Source organism: Amycolatopsis sp. NPDC104775 (assembly GCF_055583325.1).
This window is the reverse complement of sequence record NZ_JBVJOE010000007.1, coordinates 67250-83563: the sequence shown is the minus strand read 5'-3', so window position 1 is coordinate 83563 and position 16314 is coordinate 67250. Positions and strand designations below refer to the sequence as shown.

The 16314-nt window shown below is 71.9% G+C and carries 15 protein-coding genes; 9 read left to right on the top strand and 6 right to left on the bottom strand.

Features of this window, described 5'->3' with window-relative positions:
* Positions 1 to 3: 3 nt before the first annotated feature.
* Both ACZ63D_RS28900 and ACZ63D_RS28895 read right to left on the bottom strand, forming a co-directional pair.
* On the bottom strand, positions 4 to 378 hold the full coding sequence (locus ACZ63D_RS28900; protein ID WP_465357509.1) for a hypothetical protein: 375 nt from the start codon (positions 376 to 378) through the stop codon (positions 4 to 6).
* Complete coding sequence (locus ACZ63D_RS28895) at positions 378 to 755, bottom strand: YbaB/EbfC family nucleoid-associated protein (RefSeq protein WP_465357508.1); 378 nt, start codon at positions 753 to 755, stop codon at positions 378 to 380. Before ACZ63D_RS28895 ends, ACZ63D_RS28900 begins: the two co-directional genes overlap by 1 nt.
* Positions 756 to 873: 118 nt before the next feature.
* Here ACZ63D_RS28895 and mycP point away from each other — a divergent pair, with 118 nt between their 5' ends.
* Positions 874 to 2160 (top strand): type VII secretion-associated serine protease mycosin, encoded by a 1287-nt coding sequence (mycP, locus tag ACZ63D_RS28890; protein WP_465357507.1) that lies wholly within the window; start codon positions 874 to 876, stop codon positions 2158 to 2160.
* Between the two features lie 79 nt (positions 2161 to 2239).
* Here the strand turns inward: mycP and ACZ63D_RS28885 are convergent, their stop codons facing one another.
* Both ACZ63D_RS28885 and ACZ63D_RS28880 read right to left on the bottom strand, forming a co-directional pair.
* A complete protein-coding gene (locus ACZ63D_RS28885) occupies positions 2240 to 2536 on the bottom strand; it encodes a hypothetical protein (protein ID WP_465357506.1) in 297 nt (98 codons plus the stop codon).
* Positions 2537 to 2565: 29 nt separating this feature from the next.
* Positions 2566 to 2919 (bottom strand): WXG100 family type VII secretion target, encoded by a 354-nt coding sequence (locus ACZ63D_RS28880; protein ID WP_465357505.1) that lies wholly within the window; start codon positions 2917 to 2919, stop codon positions 2566 to 2568.
* 153 nt (positions 2920 to 3072) lie between these two features.
* On the opposite strand from ACZ63D_RS28880, the gene eccCa reads away from it, so the two are divergent.
* Genes eccCa through ACZ63D_RS28855 form a run of 5 tightly spaced genes read left to right on the top strand, consistent with a single transcriptional unit; the run spans position 3073 to position 10572 of the window.
* On the top strand, positions 3073 to 7038 hold the full coding sequence (gene eccCa, locus ACZ63D_RS28875; protein ID WP_465357504.1) for a type VII secretion protein EccCa: 3966 nt from the start codon (positions 3073 to 3075) through the stop codon (positions 7036 to 7038).
* Positions 7039 to 7096: 58 nt separating this feature from the next.
* Complete coding sequence (locus ACZ63D_RS28870; RefSeq protein WP_465357503.1) at positions 7097 to 7495, top strand: hypothetical protein; 399 nt, start codon at positions 7097 to 7099, stop codon at positions 7493 to 7495.
* A 16-nt stretch (positions 7496 to 7511) separates the two neighbouring features.
* Positions 7512 to 8879 (top strand): hypothetical protein, encoded by a 1368-nt coding sequence (locus ACZ63D_RS28865; protein ID WP_465357502.1) that lies wholly within the window; start codon positions 7512 to 7514, stop codon positions 8877 to 8879.
* 11 nt (positions 8880 to 8890) lie between these two features.
* A complete protein-coding gene (locus ACZ63D_RS28860; RefSeq protein ID WP_465357501.1) occupies positions 8891 to 9349 on the top strand; it encodes a hypothetical protein in 459 nt (152 codons plus the stop codon).
* A gap of 14 nt (positions 9350 to 9363) precedes the next feature.
* The gene (locus ACZ63D_RS28855) at positions 9364 to 10572 is read left to right on the top strand and encodes a hypothetical protein (protein WP_465357500.1); all 1209 of its coding nucleotides are present in this window, start codon (positions 9364 to 9366) and stop codon (positions 10570 to 10572) included.
* Between the two features lie 55 nt (positions 10573 to 10627).
* On the opposite strand, the gene ACZ63D_RS28850 is transcribed toward ACZ63D_RS28855, so the two are convergent.
* Both ACZ63D_RS28850 and ACZ63D_RS28845 read right to left on the bottom strand, forming a co-directional pair.
* Positions 10628 to 11878, bottom strand: a complete 1251-nt coding sequence (locus ACZ63D_RS28850; protein WP_465357499.1) for a sensor histidine kinase — start codon at positions 11876 to 11878, stop codon at positions 10628 to 10630.
* Positions 11875 to 12549 (bottom strand): response regulator transcription factor, encoded by a 675-nt coding sequence (locus tag ACZ63D_RS28845; RefSeq protein ID WP_465357498.1) that lies wholly within the window; start codon positions 12547 to 12549, stop codon positions 11875 to 11877. The genes ACZ63D_RS28850 and ACZ63D_RS28845 overlap by 4 nt, the downstream gene beginning before the upstream one ends.
* A 34-nt stretch (positions 12550 to 12583) precedes the next feature.
* On the opposite strand from ACZ63D_RS28845, the gene ACZ63D_RS28840 reads away from it, so the two are divergent.
* The 3 genes from ACZ63D_RS28840 to ACZ63D_RS28830 are packed head-to-tail and all read left to right on the top strand — an operon-like array spanning position 12584 to position 16303.
* Positions 12584 to 13984 (top strand): BTAD domain-containing putative transcriptional regulator, encoded by a 1401-nt coding sequence (locus tag ACZ63D_RS28840; protein WP_465357497.1) that lies wholly within the window; start codon positions 12584 to 12586, stop codon positions 13982 to 13984.
* Positions 13984 to 15630 (top strand): right-handed parallel beta-helix repeat-containing protein, encoded by a 1647-nt coding sequence (locus ACZ63D_RS28835; RefSeq protein WP_465357496.1) that lies wholly within the window; start codon positions 13984 to 13986, stop codon positions 15628 to 15630. The genes ACZ63D_RS28840 and ACZ63D_RS28835 overlap by 1 nt, the downstream gene beginning before the upstream one ends.
* A gap of 10 nt (positions 15631 to 15640) precedes the next feature.
* On the top strand, positions 15641 to 16303 hold the full coding sequence (locus tag ACZ63D_RS28830) for a response regulator transcription factor (protein ID WP_465357495.1): 663 nt from the start codon (positions 15641 to 15643) through the stop codon (positions 16301 to 16303).
* The last annotated feature ends 11 nt before the right edge of the window (positions 16304 to 16314 follow it).

The following is a 16314-nucleotide window of genomic DNA, read 5'->3' as shown; positions in this document are numbered from 1 at the left end:
CGCCTACTGCCCGGTCTGGGAGGAACGCAGCGCGGCGGCGTTCTTCGCGTCCGCGGCGCGGTAGTCGGCGATCTGCCCGACCGCCTGGTCGGTGAGATGCGCGAGGCCGAGCGAGGCCAGCTGCGCGTTCCGGTCCAGGCCCTTGGCCCAGTCGCGGTAGGAAGCCATGAACGCCTCGCCGGTCGCCCCGTTGCCGACGCGGTACTCCTGTTGCAGGTCGCTCCGGATGCCGGTGAGGGTGTCGTGATAGGTCTGCCGCAGCTGCGCCAGCGCGCGGAACACCTGTTCGGTGGCGTCCGGGTACATCCCGGCGTACCCGCCGGGGCTGGTGCGATCGACAAGGTGCTCGCCGGGGGCGGGTTTCTCCGGCGGGGCCATCAGCGGTCCCTCCCGGCGAGCTGGCGGTCGAGTTCGTGCAGCATCGGATCGGCGCGCAAGTCCGCCGTCTCCGGGCTGGCGTCGGGGGACAGGAACGCGGACAGGATCGAGAACGCCTCCTGCCGGGCGAGTTCCGCGGCCCGGTGCACGACCGCGGTGATGTCGGCGGCCAGCTGGGCGGAATCCGGGGTCCGGTAGATCCGGGAGTCCAGGCGCAGTTCAACGAGTTCGCCGGAACCGTTCGCGACCGCGGTGACGAGGTCGTCGTCGGAAGAGGCTTCGGCGCGGACTTCGGCCGCCTGCGCCTGGGCGGCCCGGATGTCGGCGGCCAGGCGCCGGTATTCCTCGTACATGTTCAGGTGCAGTGGCGTGTCCATGCCGGTCCTCCTTCGCTTCCGGAAGCCAGTTTGGGGTCGCGCGCGCGGTTGTGGCGGGCGGTGACCGGTAGCGGCCACGGAGCCGGGAAAGGGCGAGAAGTGCCGCACTATCGCGAGGGTGACCCGACACCGCAAGGCTTCCGTCGCCGCCGTGCTCGCCGTGGCGTCGTTCCAGTTCGTGCTCGGCGGGGGAGCGGCGCGGGCCGCCCCGCCCGCGGCGGCCTGTGCCAATGCGCAGCCAGCACACCCCGAGATCACCGCTCAGCCCTGGGCACAGCAGATGCTCGCGCCGGAGTCGGCGTGGCGGTACACGCGCGGGGGCGGAGTGGTGGTGGCGGTGGTGGATTCCGGTGTGGACGCCGACCACCCGCAGCTGCGCCGTGCCGGAAAGGTGCTGCCGGGCCGGGATTTCGTGGCGGGACAGGGCCTTTCCGGCTCCTTCGACTGCGATTCGCACGGCACCGCCGTGGCGAGCATCGTCGCGGCGGACGCGCTGCCCGGCGTCGGTTTCCGCGGCGTCGCCCCGGACGCGGCGGTGCTGCCGGTGCGGGTCAGCGACCAGGACCTCACCGACCAGGGCCAGATCCAGCGGATCAATCCGCAAACCGTCGCGAACGGCATCGTCTACGCGGTCGAGCAGGGCGCGCGCGTGCTGAACCTGTCGATGTCCGGGACCGCCGACTTCCCGGCGATCCGCGAAGCGGTCGCCTACGCCGTGGCCAGCGACGTCGTGGTGGTCGCCGCGGCGGGCAACGCGCAGCAGAACGCGTCGGGGGACCTCCCGTCGTATCCCGCGGCGTATCCCGGGGTGCTCGGCGTGGGCGCGGTGGACATCGACGGGGCGCGGGCGTCCAGTTCGCAGATCGGGCCGTACGTCGGAATCGTCGCGCCGGGGGTGAAGGTGCTGGCCGCGACCAGAGTGGACGGACACGCTTATGACGACGGGACCAGCTTCGCCACTCCGTTCGTCGCCGGGACCGCGGCCCTGGTGCGCGCGGCCTGGCCGAATCTGTCCGCGCCGGAGGTGATCCGGCGGCTGCAAGCCACCGCCAGCCCGGCCAGGGGCGGGCAATCCAGCGACGCCTACGGGGCCGGTCTGGTCAACCCGTATCGCGCGGTCACCGACGGGATGAACCTCGCGTCGCCGGCGCGGGTCCCGGCGTACCACCCGGCTCCGGTGGATCAGGCCGCGGTCGCGCACGCCGAGTGGGAGCGGGACACGGCCACGGCCGCGACCTGGCTGGCCTTCGGCGGCGCCGGGGCGTTGGCGCTGGTGGTACTGACCGTGGTCGTCGTGCGCCGGGGCGGCCGCCGGGGATGGCGCGCGGGACGAGCCGCGGCTTTGCCCGCCGAGCCGCTCGCCGCGGAGCTGCCGGATCAGGTCTCGCTGCTCGGACCGTCCTGATCGGACAGTCCTTTCCGGACACAAGAAAGCGCGCCCCGTTCACGGACGGGGCGCGCTTTCCGGTTCGGCTCGGTGCGGATCACGCCTGCCACGAGGCGGCGCAGCCTTGCACGCAGTCGCGCGACCGGTCCACCGAGTCGGCGGTGGCGCGGCCCATCAGCTGAGCCCGGTCGTTGTACTCGTTGTCCAGCTTGAACTTCTGGCCCATCGCGGCGTCCATCTCGTGCCCGTTGCCGTCGGTCAGGATGCTCGAGAACGCGTCCTTCGCGCGCTGGTAGACGTCGCCGAACGAGGTCGAGTCCTGGCCCGCGGTCTTGAAAATCTCCTGCGCCTGGCCCTGGACCTGGTCGAAATACATCAGGATCTGGTCGGTCACTGTGGTCTCCCTTCTGCTTCTGCGGCGGCTCAGACGGCGCCGAAGGCGGAACCGAACGACCCGGAGTCGATCTGGAAATCGCCGGTCGCGCTCAGCGCGCGGCCGTTGTCCGCGTCGTTCTCGAAATACTTGTTCGCCGACGTCGTCATGGTGTCGGCGAGTCCGTGGCCGGTGGCGGTCAGCCGCTGGTTCTGGCCGTACCGGTCCGGCTCGATCCCCTGGAACATCCGCCCGCCCGCGCCCTTCCAGACGCCTTCCAGCCCGGTGTTCCCGGCGTTGAGGCTGGTGTTGCGGTTCGCTACCTCCTCGTAGAGGCTGCGCCAGTTGTCCGCGATCCCGCGCATCTGCGTGGGATCGCCGTTCATGAAATTGAACCCGGTCACGAGTCCCTCCGTTCTCTTTTGGCGGGAGCGCCCAGGTTTCCCGGCCCCTCCCGGCTTTTCCGACGCTAGTTCTTCCGGCGGGCGATACCGGCCCCGCGGCACGTTCCTGCCACGGCCGCCCGGAAAGCCCTCCGGGCGCGCAAGATCGGGGCCATGGCGACAGTCCTGGTCAAGCGGCCCGCGCGGAAACCGGCCCCGGAGATGCCGGCCGGCGAGCTGATGCTGCAGCCGCCTCCGGCGATCCCGGCCCCGCCGGGACGGCAGTGGGCGCAGGTGTTCACCGTGCTGCCGATGCTGGCCATGATGGCGTCGACGCTGCTGCTGTACTCGGGCAACCTCGGCGGCTCGCTCCGCTTCGCGGTGTACGGGCTGATGGGCGTCGGCATGCTCGGGATGATCTTCACCGGCCTGCTGCAGAGCGGCGGCCCGAGCAAACGGGAAATGGGCCAGGCCCGGCGGAAATACCTGCGGCACCTGGCACAGCACCGGGTGCGGCTGCGCCGGGCGGTGCGCCGCCAGCGCACGGCCATGGACTACCTCCACCCGGAGCCGGCGGCGCTGTGGTCGCTCGCGGCGAGCTACCGGCTGTGGGAGCGGCGCAAGGACGACGAGGATTTCGCCGTGGCCCGGATCGGCCGCGGCAGGCAGAGCCCGGCGCTCGCACTCGTCGCACCGGACACCCTGCCGCTCGAAGAGCTCGAACCGCTGTCCGCGCTGGCGTTGCGCCGGTTCCTCGCCGCCCATCGCACGGTCGACGGGCTGCCGCTGGCGATCGCGGTCAACGGATTCAGCCGGATCCACGTGCGCGGGGACCGCGTCGCGGCGCTCGGCATGCTGCGTGCCGTGCTGGCCCAGCTCGCCGCATTGCAGTCGCCCGACGATCTGCGCGTCGCGGTGTGCGCGAGCGAGGACCGCCGCGCCGACTGGGAATGGCTGAAATGGCTTCCGCACGCGCTGCATCCGGCCCGTTCCGACGCGCTCGGCCCGCTGCGGCTGGTCGTCCCGGCGGTGTCGGCGCTGGAGTCGATGCTGGAGGAGGAGCTCGGCTCCCGGCCGCGGTTCGATCCCGACCAGCAGGTCAGCGTGCCCGGGCCGTACCTGGTCGTGGTGCTGGACGGCGGCGAGGTCGCCGGGTCGGACCACCTGATGACCGGCGGCGGCGTGGAAGGCGTCACGGTGTTCGACCTGACGACTCCGCCGCCGCGGGTTCCCGCGCGGACCGCCGTGGTGCTGTCGGTCGGGGCCGACGGCGCGCTCTCCAGCCGGACCGCGGACGGCGAAGCACCGCTCGGCGAGGCGGATTTCCTGGACGCAGCCGCGGCCGAAGGACTCGCGCGCCAGCTCGCGCCCCTGCGGCTCAGCTCGGGGATCCGCGACGCGCCGCTGAGTTCCGAACTCGGTCTCGCCGAACTGCTGGGACTGGGCGATCCCTACGACCTTTCGCCGGAGGACACTTGGGTGCCACGTCCGAACCGCGACCGGCTGCGGATCCGGTTCGGGATCCAGGAGGACGGCGCCCCGATCGACCTCGACCTGAAAGAGTCGGCGCAGGAGGGCATGGGCCCGCACGGGCTGCTGATCGGGGCGACCGGCTCCGGCAAGTCCGAGCTGCTGCGGACGCTCGTGCTGGCACTGGCGATCACGCATCCGCCGAGTTCGCTGAACTTCGCGCTGATCGACTTCAAGGGCGGCGCGACCTTCACCCGGCTCGACAAGCTCCCGCACACCAGCGCGGTGATCACCAACCTCGCCGAGGAACTGCACCTGGTCGACCGGATGACCGACGCGATCAACGGCGAGCTGATCCGGCGCCAGGAACTGCTGCGCGCGGCCGGGAACTTCTCCTCGCTGCGCGACTACGAGAAGGCCCGCCAGGCCGGAGCCCCGCTGCCGGAGGTGCCCACGCTGCTGGTCATCTGCGACGAATTCTCCGAACTCCTGTCCGCCAAGCCGGATTTCATCGACATGTTCGTCCAAATCGGACGGTTGGGCCGGTCGCTCGGCGTGCACCTGCTGCTCGCCTCGCAGCGGCTGGACGAGGGACGGCTGCGCGGGCTGGAGGGCCATCTGTCCTACCGGATCGGCCTGCGGACCTTCTCCGAGATGGAGAGCCGGGCGGTGCTCGGCGTGCCGGACGCGTTCAAGCTGCCGCGCGCGCCGGGCAACGGATTCCTCAAGGTGGGCACGGAATCGATGGTCCGGTTCCGCTCGGCCTACGTCTCCGGCGTGCACCGCCGGGTCAGCCCGTCCGGCGGCCCGGTCAGCCCGCCGGAGGACCTGGTGCTGCACGAATACACCACCGCCTACCACGCGCCCGCGATCGACGCCGGGGACGCCGCCGAACCCGAGCCGGAGCCCGAGGCCGCGGTCGGGGAGACGCTGCTGGACATCATGGTCGACCGGCTGGTCGGCCGCGGCACGCCCGCGCACCAGGTGTGGCTGCCGCCGCTGGACGAATCGCCGTCGCTGGACGAACTGCTGCCGGACCTGGTCGCGCACCGCGAACGCGGGCTGACCGCCAACTCGACCGAATTGGCCGGCGCCCTGCGCCCGGTTCTCGGCCTGGTGGACCGGCCCTACGAGCAGCGGCGCGATCCGCTGAGCCTGGACCTGTCCGGCGCTGCGGGACACGTCGTGGTCGTCGGCGGCCCGCGGACCGGCAAGAGCACCGCCCTGCGCACCCTGATCCTCAGCCTCGCGCTCACGCACACGCCCCGCGAAACGCAGTTCTACTGTCTCGACTTCGGCGGCGGGACGCTCTCGTCGCTGGAAGGGCTGCCGCATCTGGCCGGGGTGGCCGGGCGGCTGGACGCCGGTGCGGTCCGCCGCACGGTTTCCGAGGTCGCCTCGTTGCTCGCCCAGCGGGAGAGGTTGTTCGCCGAGCACAAGATCGACAGCGTCGCGACGTTCCGCAAGCGCAAGGCCGCGGGCGAGTTCCCGGACGACCCGCACGGCGACGTGTTCCTCGTGATCGACGGCTGGCTGACCCTGCGCAACGACTTCGACCAGCAGGAGGATCTGGTCAGCGACATCGCCGCGCGCGGTCTCGCCTACGGGGTGCACGTAGTCGCCGCGTGCTCCCGGTCGTTCGACCTGCGGATGAACGTGCGCGACCTGTTCGCCAGCAGGCTGGAGCTGAAGATCAGCGACCCGATCGATTCGATCATCGACCGGCGCGCGGCGATGGGCGTGCCCGCCGACCGGCCCGGCCGGGGACTGTCGGCGAGCAAGCACCAGATGCTGATCGCGCTGCCGCGCATCGACGGCGGGCACGGCTCCGACGACCTGCCCGAGGGGATCGCCGGGCTGGTCGCGGCGATCGCGGACGCGTGGCCCGGCGCGGCGGCCCCGCCGGTTCGGCTGCTGCCCGGCGTGCTGGCCTACGACGAACTTCCCGCCGCCGACGAGCTGAGCGGAGACGACGCCGGGCTCGCGATCGGCGTCCACGAGCACGACCTTTCGCCGCTGCGGCTGGATTTCGCCAACGATCCGCATTTCTTCGTGCTGGCCGACACCCAGTCCGGCAAGACCTCGTTCCTGCGCACGGTGGCCCGCCGCATCTGCGCGGCGTATACGCCGGAGCAGGCGCGGATCGTGCTGATCGACCACCGGCGCGGGCTGCTCGGCGAAATCCCCGACGAGTACCTGCTCGGCACCGGCACCAACGACGCGCACAGCATCGCGCTGATGAACGAGGTGGTCACCCGGCTGTCGCGGCGGCTGCCCGGTCCGGACGTCACGCCCGAGCAGCTGCGGGCGAAGAACTGGTGGCAGGGCGCGGAGATCTTCGTGCTCGTCGACGACTACGACATGGTCGCCACGCACAAGGACCACCCGCTCATGCCGTTGCTGCCGCTGGCCGCGCAGGCGGGCGACATCGGCCTGCGGATCGTGCTCGCCCGCCGCACCGGCGGCGCGGGCAAGGGCCTCTACGAACCGGTCCTCAACCGCATGCGCGAGGTCGGCGCGGCCGGCGTGCTGATGTCCGGCGACCGGGACGAGGGCCCGCTGCTCGGCGGGATGCGCGCGCAGGTGCTGCCTCCCGGCCGGGGCTGGCTGGTCGACCGGCGCGGGAACAAGGGATTGGTGCAGCTGGCCTGGTCGCCGCCCCGGGCGTGACCGGGAAGACCGGCCGGAAAGACCACTGTGGACAGACGAGCGGAAGCGGGAGAGCGCGATGGCACCACCGGACAGAATGGCGGGCGTCCCGGCCGCCATGGAGCGGTTCGCCGAGAACGCGGCGAACCTGGCGCGCATGGCGGTCCCGGACGAGGTGACCGGACGGGGCGGCGGCGGGTGCGCCAGCATGATCAACGGCCACGAGTCCGTGCTGGACGCCGACAGCACGACCACCGATCGGCTATACCGGTTCATCACCCAGTTCAAGGAGACCGTCAACGCGCTGGCGATTTTCGCCCACCGCGCGGCGCAGAACTACCAGTTCACCGACGAAACCGCCAAGAACGAACTCGCGAGAGCCGCTTTCGACGACTACACCCGTACGGCGTTCGGCAAGATGACCGGCGAGGGCCTGCCCGCGGTGCTGCCCTCGCTCACGTCCGGGCACCAGCAGTAGGAAGCGGGCGACCGGCATGACCGACTACCGCAGCATGCAGCTCGGCGACCTCCGCGCCCTGATCGTGGCGGAGTGCGAGCAGCACGTGCCTTTGCTCGACGCAGCTTCGGCGATGTGGGACAAGATCCGGCCTTGGCTGGCGGCCCGAGCGTCCGAATTGGACGGAATGCGCCTCGATCTCGGCGCTGGCTGGAAGGACTTCGCGGGCAGCGTCTTCGACGCCGAGGCGCTCAAAGTGGTGCAGGTGGCGCTGTCCTGGACCGACAAGATGGCCGGCGGCCCCGAATCGGGCGGCCCGCTCACGACCAGCACGACCACCACTCAGATCACCGGGGCGATCTCCGACCTGATCAAAGAGATCCGCAACGCGCGGGACTTCGCGGACGGCAAGGTGGCCAACTTGCCCGCTGACGCGTCCAAGGACGACGTGGAGCGGGCGCGCAATGAGGTCGCCGACAAACTGGACGCACTGGTTCCCTTCTACCAGAAGGTGAACTCGCAACTGCTCGCCGCTCCCGGCAGGCAGATGGCGGGCGACGACCCGAAGGCGGCTTTGCTCTCCCCTTCGGACCAGCCGGGACCGGCCGTGCCGGGCAACGGCGGCGGCGATCCGGCGGCGAACCCGCAGGAAAGCCCTTCCCCGCAGGACGCGCCCGGTCCCGAAGACCCGGCGACCGACCCGGCGAAGGACCCGGCCGAGAACTCGCCCGAATCGCCGCTGGTCACCGCGAAGAACGCGGAGGACGTGGCGAGCAAGCTGCTCGACCTGGCGAAGAACGCGGGAGGCGCCGGGGGACATCCCGCGCAGGTGCCCGATCCGCTGAGCACCGCGTTCGACCCGGCCGACCTGTACCAGCCCGCGGACCTTTCCTCGGTGCCGCAACCGGATTCCGGTTTGCCCGGGCTCGCTGGCGCGGTCGGCGGGGGAGCGGGGACCGGAACCGGAGGGGGCGGCGTCGGTCCGGCCGGGGCAGCCGCGGGGCTGAGCGGCACTGTCTCGCCGGTCGGCGCGCAGTCCGGGCTTTCCGCCGGAGCCGCACCCGCCGGGACGGCGACGGCGGCCGGTGCCGGAACCACCGGCAGCAGCGGCATGCCGCCGATGTATCCGCCGCAATCCGGGGCCGGGCGGGGAAGTTCCGGCTCCGGCGGCATCCGGCCGGGGGCGGCTGAACACGTCAACGCGGTCCGCTCGCGCAAGACCGACGGCAAAACCGGGGTGGTGCTGTCCGGACGGGAGACCGAGGGCAAGCGCCGCCGCAAACCCGCCCCGGCGAAGGCTCCGAAGAAACCGCCGCCGGTCGAGCGCGCGGAGCCGGTCGAAGTGCTCGACGAAGAGTTGTGGCAGGTCGGCGGCGCCGGCCCGGCACGCAGTTACCGAACCTGAGGAGGGGAAAGATGTCCGACGCATCCTTCATCAAGGGGGACCCCGAGGCGATGGCGGCGTTCTCCGCGCAGACCCGCGCCCCGGCCCCGCCCGCGTCGCTGGCCCGGCTGGGGGAAGGGGTCAGCCCGTTCGGCACGGTCGAGGGAATCCTGATGGCCGTGCTGGACAAGGCCGCGACCGGCGTGGTCAGCGCCTACATCGGCAACACCAGCGAGGACATGACGACCATTTCGGCGAAGGTCAAGGCCGCCGCCGCGCAGTACAAGGCGACCGACCTGATCAACAGCATCGACCTGGCGACGTCCACGATGAAGCTGGCGGACAAGGGGATCGGCGTCCTCAAGCAGTTCTCCGGCTCCGGCAACGGGAAAACGCCGGGCACCGGAACCGGAACCGGAACCAGCACCGGCACTGGCACTGGCACCGGCGGAGCCTCGCCCGCGCATCCGTCCGCCCCGGAATCCGTCTGAAGAGGAGTTGACCGGTGATCCCCTACAACCTGCTGCTTCCCGATTTCCACAAGGCGATGATCGACGCCGAACAGGCGCACATCCCGACTCTGCGCTCCGCGGCGACGATGTGGTCAGAGGTGCATGCCTGGAGCCAGACCGCCGCCGCGGAACTGCGGCGCAACGCTGGGACCGTGACCTTGGCCGGCTGGCAGGACAAGGCCGCGGATTCCTTCGAGGCCAAAGTCGGCCGGTCCATCGCGGACCTGACGACGTGGAGCGACCGGATCGCCGCGTCGCAGGTCTCCACCCACCTCAACGCGCTGGCGGACACCCTGCCGGTGACCCAGGGCCTGGTCGAAGGCTTCTACGCCGAGTACGCGGCGACCCGAATGAACCCGCTCACGTGGGAACTCGCTTTGCAGGCCTGGCAAAGCTCCGCGACGGCGATGAACGAACTCGGCGCGCAGTACGACGGCGCGATGCTCGCGGTGTGCGGGGCCGCGGGCGTGACGAACCCGGCGGACCTGATTCCCAACTTCAACATCTCTTCGGCGGACGCGGTGAAGACGGCGGACGCGGCGGTGAACTTGCTGACCGAGGTGCAGAGTCTCGCCCAGGCAGCGGGAATCGGCGGCGGGAGCGGCGGCACTTCGCCGGATCTGTCGAAGCTCACCAGCGGTCTGACCGGAGCCGCGAACGCGCACGGCCTGAGTTTGAACCCGCAGGATTGGCAGTCGGGACAAGGGCTTTCGCTCGCCGGACTGGGTCCGGGCTCGCTGTCGCCGGGAGACCTGGGTGGTGCGCTCGGCGGGGCACCGGGACTTTCTCCGGCTGGCTCCGCGCCGGTGGCCTCGGGGTTGCCGTTCGGCGCGCTCGGCGCGGCGGGCGCGGGACTCGGTGCGATGCCCGCCTTGCGTTCTACGGCGGCAAGGCGGGGCAGTGTGGAACCCGAGGGCGCGTCGAGCGGTTCGGCACGGGGCGGTGCGGGCGGGATGGTGCCGCCGATGACGCCGCACGGCATGAGCACCGGAACCGCCGGGACCCTGCGGCCCGGCGCCGCCGAGAACGCCGATGGCCAATCAGCCAACGGACGTCGCCGTTCCACCGCCAACGACGGCGTGGCGGTCGCGCTTCGGGGCCGGGCCAGCGGCACCCCGGACGGATTCGCGTCGCGCCCGAACCGGTTCGGCGAATCGGGGACCGGCACCGTGGAACTGATCACCAGCACGGACGAACGCTGAGCGGCGCGACGGCCGGATCGAAAGACTCGGCCCGGCCGTCGCGCTGTTCGGGCTGTTAGGCCGCCTGCGGGAAGCGGAGTTCGAAGATCGCCCCGCCCTCGTCGGCGTTGTACACCGAGAGCACGCCCCCGTGGGCCTGCGCCACCCACCGGACGATCGAAAGCCCGAGGCCGGAGGAGCCGCCAGTGCTGCTGAACCGGTCGAACGCGTCCGCGGCGGTCGAAGGGTCGATGCCGGGGCCGTGGTCGGCGACGGTGACCGTGCCGCCGTAGACGGTGATGTGCACGATCGCTTCCGCGCCCGGCTGTCTGCCGTAGCGGACGGCGTTGTCCAGCAGGTTGCCGACCGCGCGGCGGATCAGGGTCGGGTCGGCGTTCACTTTCGTCGGGGCCGCGGTCACGGTGACCTGCGCGCCTCCGGTGTGCGCGCTCTCGGCGATGTCGGTGACCAGCTGGTCCAGCCACACCGGTTGCAGGTTCAGCTGTTCGACGCCCGCCGCGAGCCGGGCCCGGACCAGCAGGCTGTCGATGATGCTGCCCATGTCGGACGCCAGCTGCACCGTCCTCGGCAGCAGCGCGGCGCGCTGTTCCGGGTGCGCCTGGGCGGTTTCGGCCAGCGCGCGCAGCGCGGCGACCGGGCTGCGCAGGTCGTGCGCGGTCTCCGCGAGCAGCACTTCCTGTTCCTGCAACGCCGCCGCGGCGGGCCGGATCGACCGGCCGGACAGCAGGTGCCCGGCGAAGCCGAGCACGGCGATCAGCAGCACGCAGCCGCCGACCACGAGCAGCACGAACCGGGTGTGCGCCGACTGCGTGCCGCTCAGGTCGGCGACCGCGACGACGGCCCCGAGGTACTTCCCGGACGGGTTCAGCAACGGCTGCGCGCGCACCAGGACCGGCCGGCCGTCGGTGCTCTGCTGGCGGCCCTCGACGGTGCCGCCGGTGCCGATCGCGTCGGCGGCGAGCCCGTTGAGCACGCCGAGGTCCATCGGCACGCAGGCGTGGCCGGAAACGTGCGGCCGGAAGGTCTGGGCTCCGCCGGGCAGGATCGCGAACTGGGGGCAGCGGTTGTTCAGCTCGTCGCTGGTGACGAGCGCGAAGCTGACCACGCCGCCGTCGTAGCCGACCAGCCTGCTGACCGACGACGTGACGCGGTCGAGGCTCGCGGTGACCTCGGCGGTGCCCCGGTCGGCGTCCTCGTTGACGACGATCCAGGCGAGCACGATCAGCCCGACCGCGTTCATCGTGGTGAACAGGGCGGTGAGGACCCAGCGGAGCCGGCGCAGCCGGTCGGCGGCCGAGCCGTTCACCGGGAGCCGAACCGGTAGCCGAGACCGCGCACGGCGTGGATCAGCTCCGGCTCCCGCAGCTTCCGCCGCAGCCGCTTCACGACCGCGTCGACCGGATTGGACTTGTCCCCCATCTCCTCCGCCGCCGCGTCCCAGCAGTGGTCGAGCAGCTCGGCCCGGCTCACCGCCTGCCCGGACCGGACGAGCAGGTACTCGAGCACGGCGAACTCCTTGTTCGACAAAGTGAGCAGCACGTCGGCCCGGCGGACCTCGCGGCGCGCGCAGTCCATCACGAGGTCGGCGTGGCGCAGCACCGAGGGCCGGTCGGAACCGCTGCGCCGGCACAGGTTCAGCACCCGCTGGGTCAGCTCGGCCATCGCGAACGGCTTCACCAGGTAGTCGTCCGCGCCGTGCTCGAACCCGGCGACGCGGTCGGCGGGCGAGTCGCGCGCGGTGAGGAACAGCACCGGCGTGTGCCAGCCCTGGCGGCGGAGCGCGTCGACGTAGCCGAGGGAATCGCCGTCGGGCAGCATCCGGTCGAACACCGCGCAGTCGTACCCGTGCGCGCCGAGCGCTCTCCCGGCGCCGGCGAGGTCCCCGCAGACGTGCACGCCGAGCCCGGCCGCGCGCAGCTGCGCGGCGACCGCGACCCGCATGTTCTCGTCGTCTTCGACGACCATCACCGTTGTCATCCAAACCTCAGGTGTCCCGATGGAAAGTTAGCGCATGCAGTTCCAACTACTCGGTCCGCTCGAGGCCCGCCCGTCGAGCGGCACCCGCATCGAGCTGAGGGCGACGAAGCCGGGCGCGCTGCTGGCTCTGTTGCTCCTGCACGCTAACGCCTGGGTCCGAGTCGATCAGCTGATCGGCGGAATCTGGCATGAACAGGCCGCGCCCGCCTCCGCGCTGCGCAACCTGCGCAGCTACGTGTGGCAGCTGCGGCAAAGCGTGGGGGAGCGGCTGGAAAGCCGGCCGGGCGGCTACCGGATCACCGTGCTGCCGGGCGAACTCGACACCGAACTGGTCGAAACGCTGGCGGAATCCGGGCGTGCGGCGCTGGCCGGCGCGGAGTACGACGCCGCGGCGGAGCAGCTGTCGGCCGCGCTGGGGCAGTGGCGGGGAGAGCCGTTCGAGGGGCTCGAGTTCGACGGCGCGCGGGCCGCCGCGGCGAAATGGGAAGAACGCCGCACCGAGCTCCAATGCCTGCTCGCCGACGCGTACCTCGCCTCGGATCGCGCGACGGACGCGGTCGCGCTGCTGCGCGAGGTCGCCGACCGCGATCCGCTCTGCGAAAGCGGGTGGGCGCGGCTCGTGCTCGCCCTACAGCAGGCCGGTCGTCCGGCCGAGGCGCTGGCTGCGTTCGAGCATGCGCGGAAGCTCCTGGCCCGCGAACTCGGCTGGGAACCGGGACCGGAGCTCGTCGCCGCGCAGCGGAAGGTGCTGCGGGAACGGCAGCCGGGCCCGGGCGCGAAGCTCAGCCTGGTCGCGGGCGGCGGTTCCGCGCCGCGGCCGGCCGGGATCGACGGGCTGCTGGCGTCCGCCGCGAACGAGGTGCTGATCATGTGCGCCACCGCCGGGACAGGTCCGGCGGACGCGGTGCGCCGGCTCGGCCAGGCCACGCTGCGGCCCGGTGTGCGCTACCGCGTGCTGTGCCCCGATTCGGCGCGGCTGTCCGGTGCGCTCGGCGGCCTGGCGCTCGCCGGTGCGGACGTGCGGACCGTGGACAGCGTGCCGACCGACGCGCTGATCGTCGACCGGGCGGCGGCAGTGCTGCCGGACGACCGGACTGGGCAAGGCACCTCGTCGGTCGCGGTGTTCCGGCTGCCCGGCGTCGTCGCCGCGACGGCGGGGCTGTTCGACCGGATCTGGCCCGAGGCCGTGCCGCTGATCCCGACCGGCCTCGACGACCGGGACGCCGGTGCGGGACTCACCCGCCGCGAACGCGATCTGCTGACCCTGCTGTGCTCCGGCAGCACCGACGAATCCGCCGCGGCCCGGCTGGACGTCTCCGTGCGCACGGTCCGGCGGATGGTCGCCGACATCATGAACCGGCTCGGCGCGCGCAGCCGGTTCCAGGCCGGGGCGAAGGCCGCCGGCCGCGGCTGGTTGATGGCCGAGGCGGGCTGATGGCGACCGCGAACGCGCGCCGCCTCCTGGTCGCCGACCGGCCCGGCGCGTACCCGACGATCGGCGACGCGCTCGCCGCCGCCCCGGACCACGCCGAGATCACCGTCGCCGAGGGCCGGTACCGCGAAGTGCTCGCCCTGTCCGGCCTGCACGTGACGCTGGCGGCGGAGTCCGGGGCGCGGGTGATCGTCGACGGCGCCGGAGCGGATCATCCGGTGCTGCGCGCGGTCGGCGGATCCCTGACGCTGCGCGGGATCGAGCTGCACGCCGGAGAGTCGTCCGCGCTGTCGGCGGAGAACGTGGAGCTGGTCGTGCGCCGTTGCACGATCACCGGCGGGCGCGGGCCCGCGGTGCGGATCGAGGGGACTGCGGAGTTCGAGCTGACCGGCTGCTCGCTCAAAGCGGTCGAGCAGGGCGTGGTGATCGAAGGCAGCCCGGGACGGCTCGTGGACACCGTGGTCGAGGAAGTGACCGGCGACGGCGTCGTGATCGGCATGGGGGCCGCGCCGGTGCTGCGCGGCTGCACCGTGACCGGCTGCGGGCTGCGCGGGGTGTACGTCTACCAATACGGCCGCCCGGTGCTGGAAAACTGCGAGATCTCGCGGACCGGCTCGGACGGTGTCGCGGTCGCCCAGCACAGCGCGCCGGTGCTGCGGCAGTGCACCGTCCGCGATGCGCGCGGCGTCGGCATCGCGTTCGCGGCTGGATGCGGCGGTACGGTCGAAGAGTGCCGGGTGGACAACACCGCGGAGCCGGGCATTTCCGTTGCCGAAGGGGCGAATCCGGTCGTAGTCGAGGCGACCGGGCCAGCCGGTCCCGGCGGCGGGGCACCGGACGAGCTGCTGACCGAACTCGACACGATGGTCGGGCTGCCTCGGGTCAAGGCCGAGGTGCGTTCGCTGGTGGACGAGCTGCAGGTCAACGAATGGCGGCGGAACGCGGGACTGCCGGTCGGCGGCGCGAGCCACCACCTGATCTTCGCCGGCGCGCCCGGCACCGGGAAAACGACCGTGGCCCGGCTGTACGGGCGGCTGCTGAAAGCGCTGGGGGTGCTGCCGCACGGCCAGTTCCGGGAGGTGGCGCGGCGCGATCTCGTGGGCCAGTACATCGGGCACACCGCGGAAAAGACCGCGATGATCTTCGAAGAGGCGCGGGGCGGGGTGCTGTTCATCGACGAGGCCTACACGCTCTCGCGGGCGGGTTCGGCGGGCGGCGACTTCGGCCAGGAGGCGATCGACACCCTGGTCAAGCTGATGGAGGACCACCGGGACGAGGTCGCGGTGATCGTGGCCGGGTACACGAAGGAGATGACCGGGTTCCTGGCCGCCAACCCCGGCCTCGCGTCGCGGTTCGGCAAGACGATCGAGTTCGAGAACTACACGCCCGGCGAACTGCTCGGCATCATCGGGCGGATGGCCGGGAGCCAGGACTACGAACTCGACCGCGCCGCGGAACCGGTGCTGGTGGAGCACTTCGCGCGGATCGCGAGCGACGAGAATTTCGGCAACGCCCGTGACGCGCGGCGCTTGTTCGAGAGCGTGCGGAAGTCGCAGTCCCAGCGGTTGCGGCTGCTCGGCCGGGTGCCGACGCGAGACGAGCTGCGGAGCCTGAGCATCGCCGACGTCGAGGCGGCGGTGGCCCGCTAACCTGGGCTTCGTGCGGGTGCTGGTGGTCGAAGACGATGACAATGTGCGGACAGCTCTCGACGTTTCGCTGCGCGGCGCCGGATTCGCCGTGGACACGGCGCCCGATCTGCCGTTCGCCGACGAAGCGCTCTTCGTCAACGCCTACGACTGCGTGGTCTTCGACCGCATGCTTCCCTCGGGTGACTCCCTTCGCTACGTGTGGGGACGGCGCCAGTCCGGCTGGCTGGCTCCGGTGCTGTTCCTCACCGCGCGCGACAGCACCGCCGACCGGGTCGAAGGCCTGCGCCTAGGGGCCGACTACCTCGTCAAACCGTTCGAGATGGCGGAACTGGTCGCGCGCGTCCGCAGCCTGTGCCGGCTGAGCCCGGCGCCGCGGATCCGCCCGGCCGTGCTGCGCCGCGGCGACGTGGAACTCGACGCGGGCACGCGCGAGGTGCGCCGCGCGGGCGTGCTGCTCACCTTGGCTCCCAAGGAATTCCTGGTCCTGGAACGGCTGATGGCCGCGGCCGGGGCTCCGGTGCCGCGCCGCGAGCTGATCGAGCACGCGTGGGACAAGATGGCGGATCCGGACTCCAACGTTTTGGAGGTCGTGGTCCGTCAGCTGCGGCGCAAACTGCGGGAACAGACCTTGATCGAGACGGTTCGCGGAGTGGGTTACCGGTTCGCGGGGTAGCGCAGCGGCGG

What these genes read in the sequence shown, in the direction of transcription:
- ACZ63D_RS28900 (WP_465357509.1), bottom strand. Translation starts at nt 378, where the DNA reads ATGGCCCCGCCGGAGAAACCCGCCCCCGGCGAGCACCTTGTCGATCGC.
- ACZ63D_RS28895 (WP_465357508.1), bottom strand. Translation starts at nt 755, where the DNA reads ATGGACACGCCACTGCACCTGAACATGTACGAGGAATACCGGCGCCTG.
- eccCa (WP_465357504.1), top strand. Translation starts at nt 3,073, where the DNA reads ATGGCGACAGTCCTGGTCAAGCGGCCCGCGCGGAAACCGGCCCCGGAG.
- ACZ63D_RS28870 (WP_465357503.1), top strand. Translation starts at nt 7,097, where the DNA reads ATGGCACCACCGGACAGAATGGCGGGCGTCCCGGCCGCCATGGAGCGG.
- ACZ63D_RS28865 (WP_465357502.1), top strand. Translation starts at nt 7,512, where the DNA reads ATGACCGACTACCGCAGCATGCAGCTCGGCGACCTCCGCGCCCTGATC.
- ACZ63D_RS28860 (WP_465357501.1), top strand. Translation starts at nt 8,891, where the DNA reads ATGTCCGACGCATCCTTCATCAAGGGGGACCCCGAGGCGATGGCGGCG.
- ACZ63D_RS28845 (WP_465357498.1), bottom strand. Translation starts at nt 12,549, where the DNA reads ATGACAACGGTGATGGTCGTCGAAGACGACGAGAACATGCGGGTCGCG.
- ACZ63D_RS28840 (WP_465357497.1), top strand. Translation starts at nt 12,584, where the DNA reads ATGCAGTTCCAACTACTCGGTCCGCTCGAGGCCCGCCCGTCGAGCGGC.
- ACZ63D_RS28835 (WP_465357496.1), top strand. Translation starts at nt 13,984, where the DNA reads ATGGCGACCGCGAACGCGCGCCGCCTCCTGGTCGCCGACCGGCCCGGC.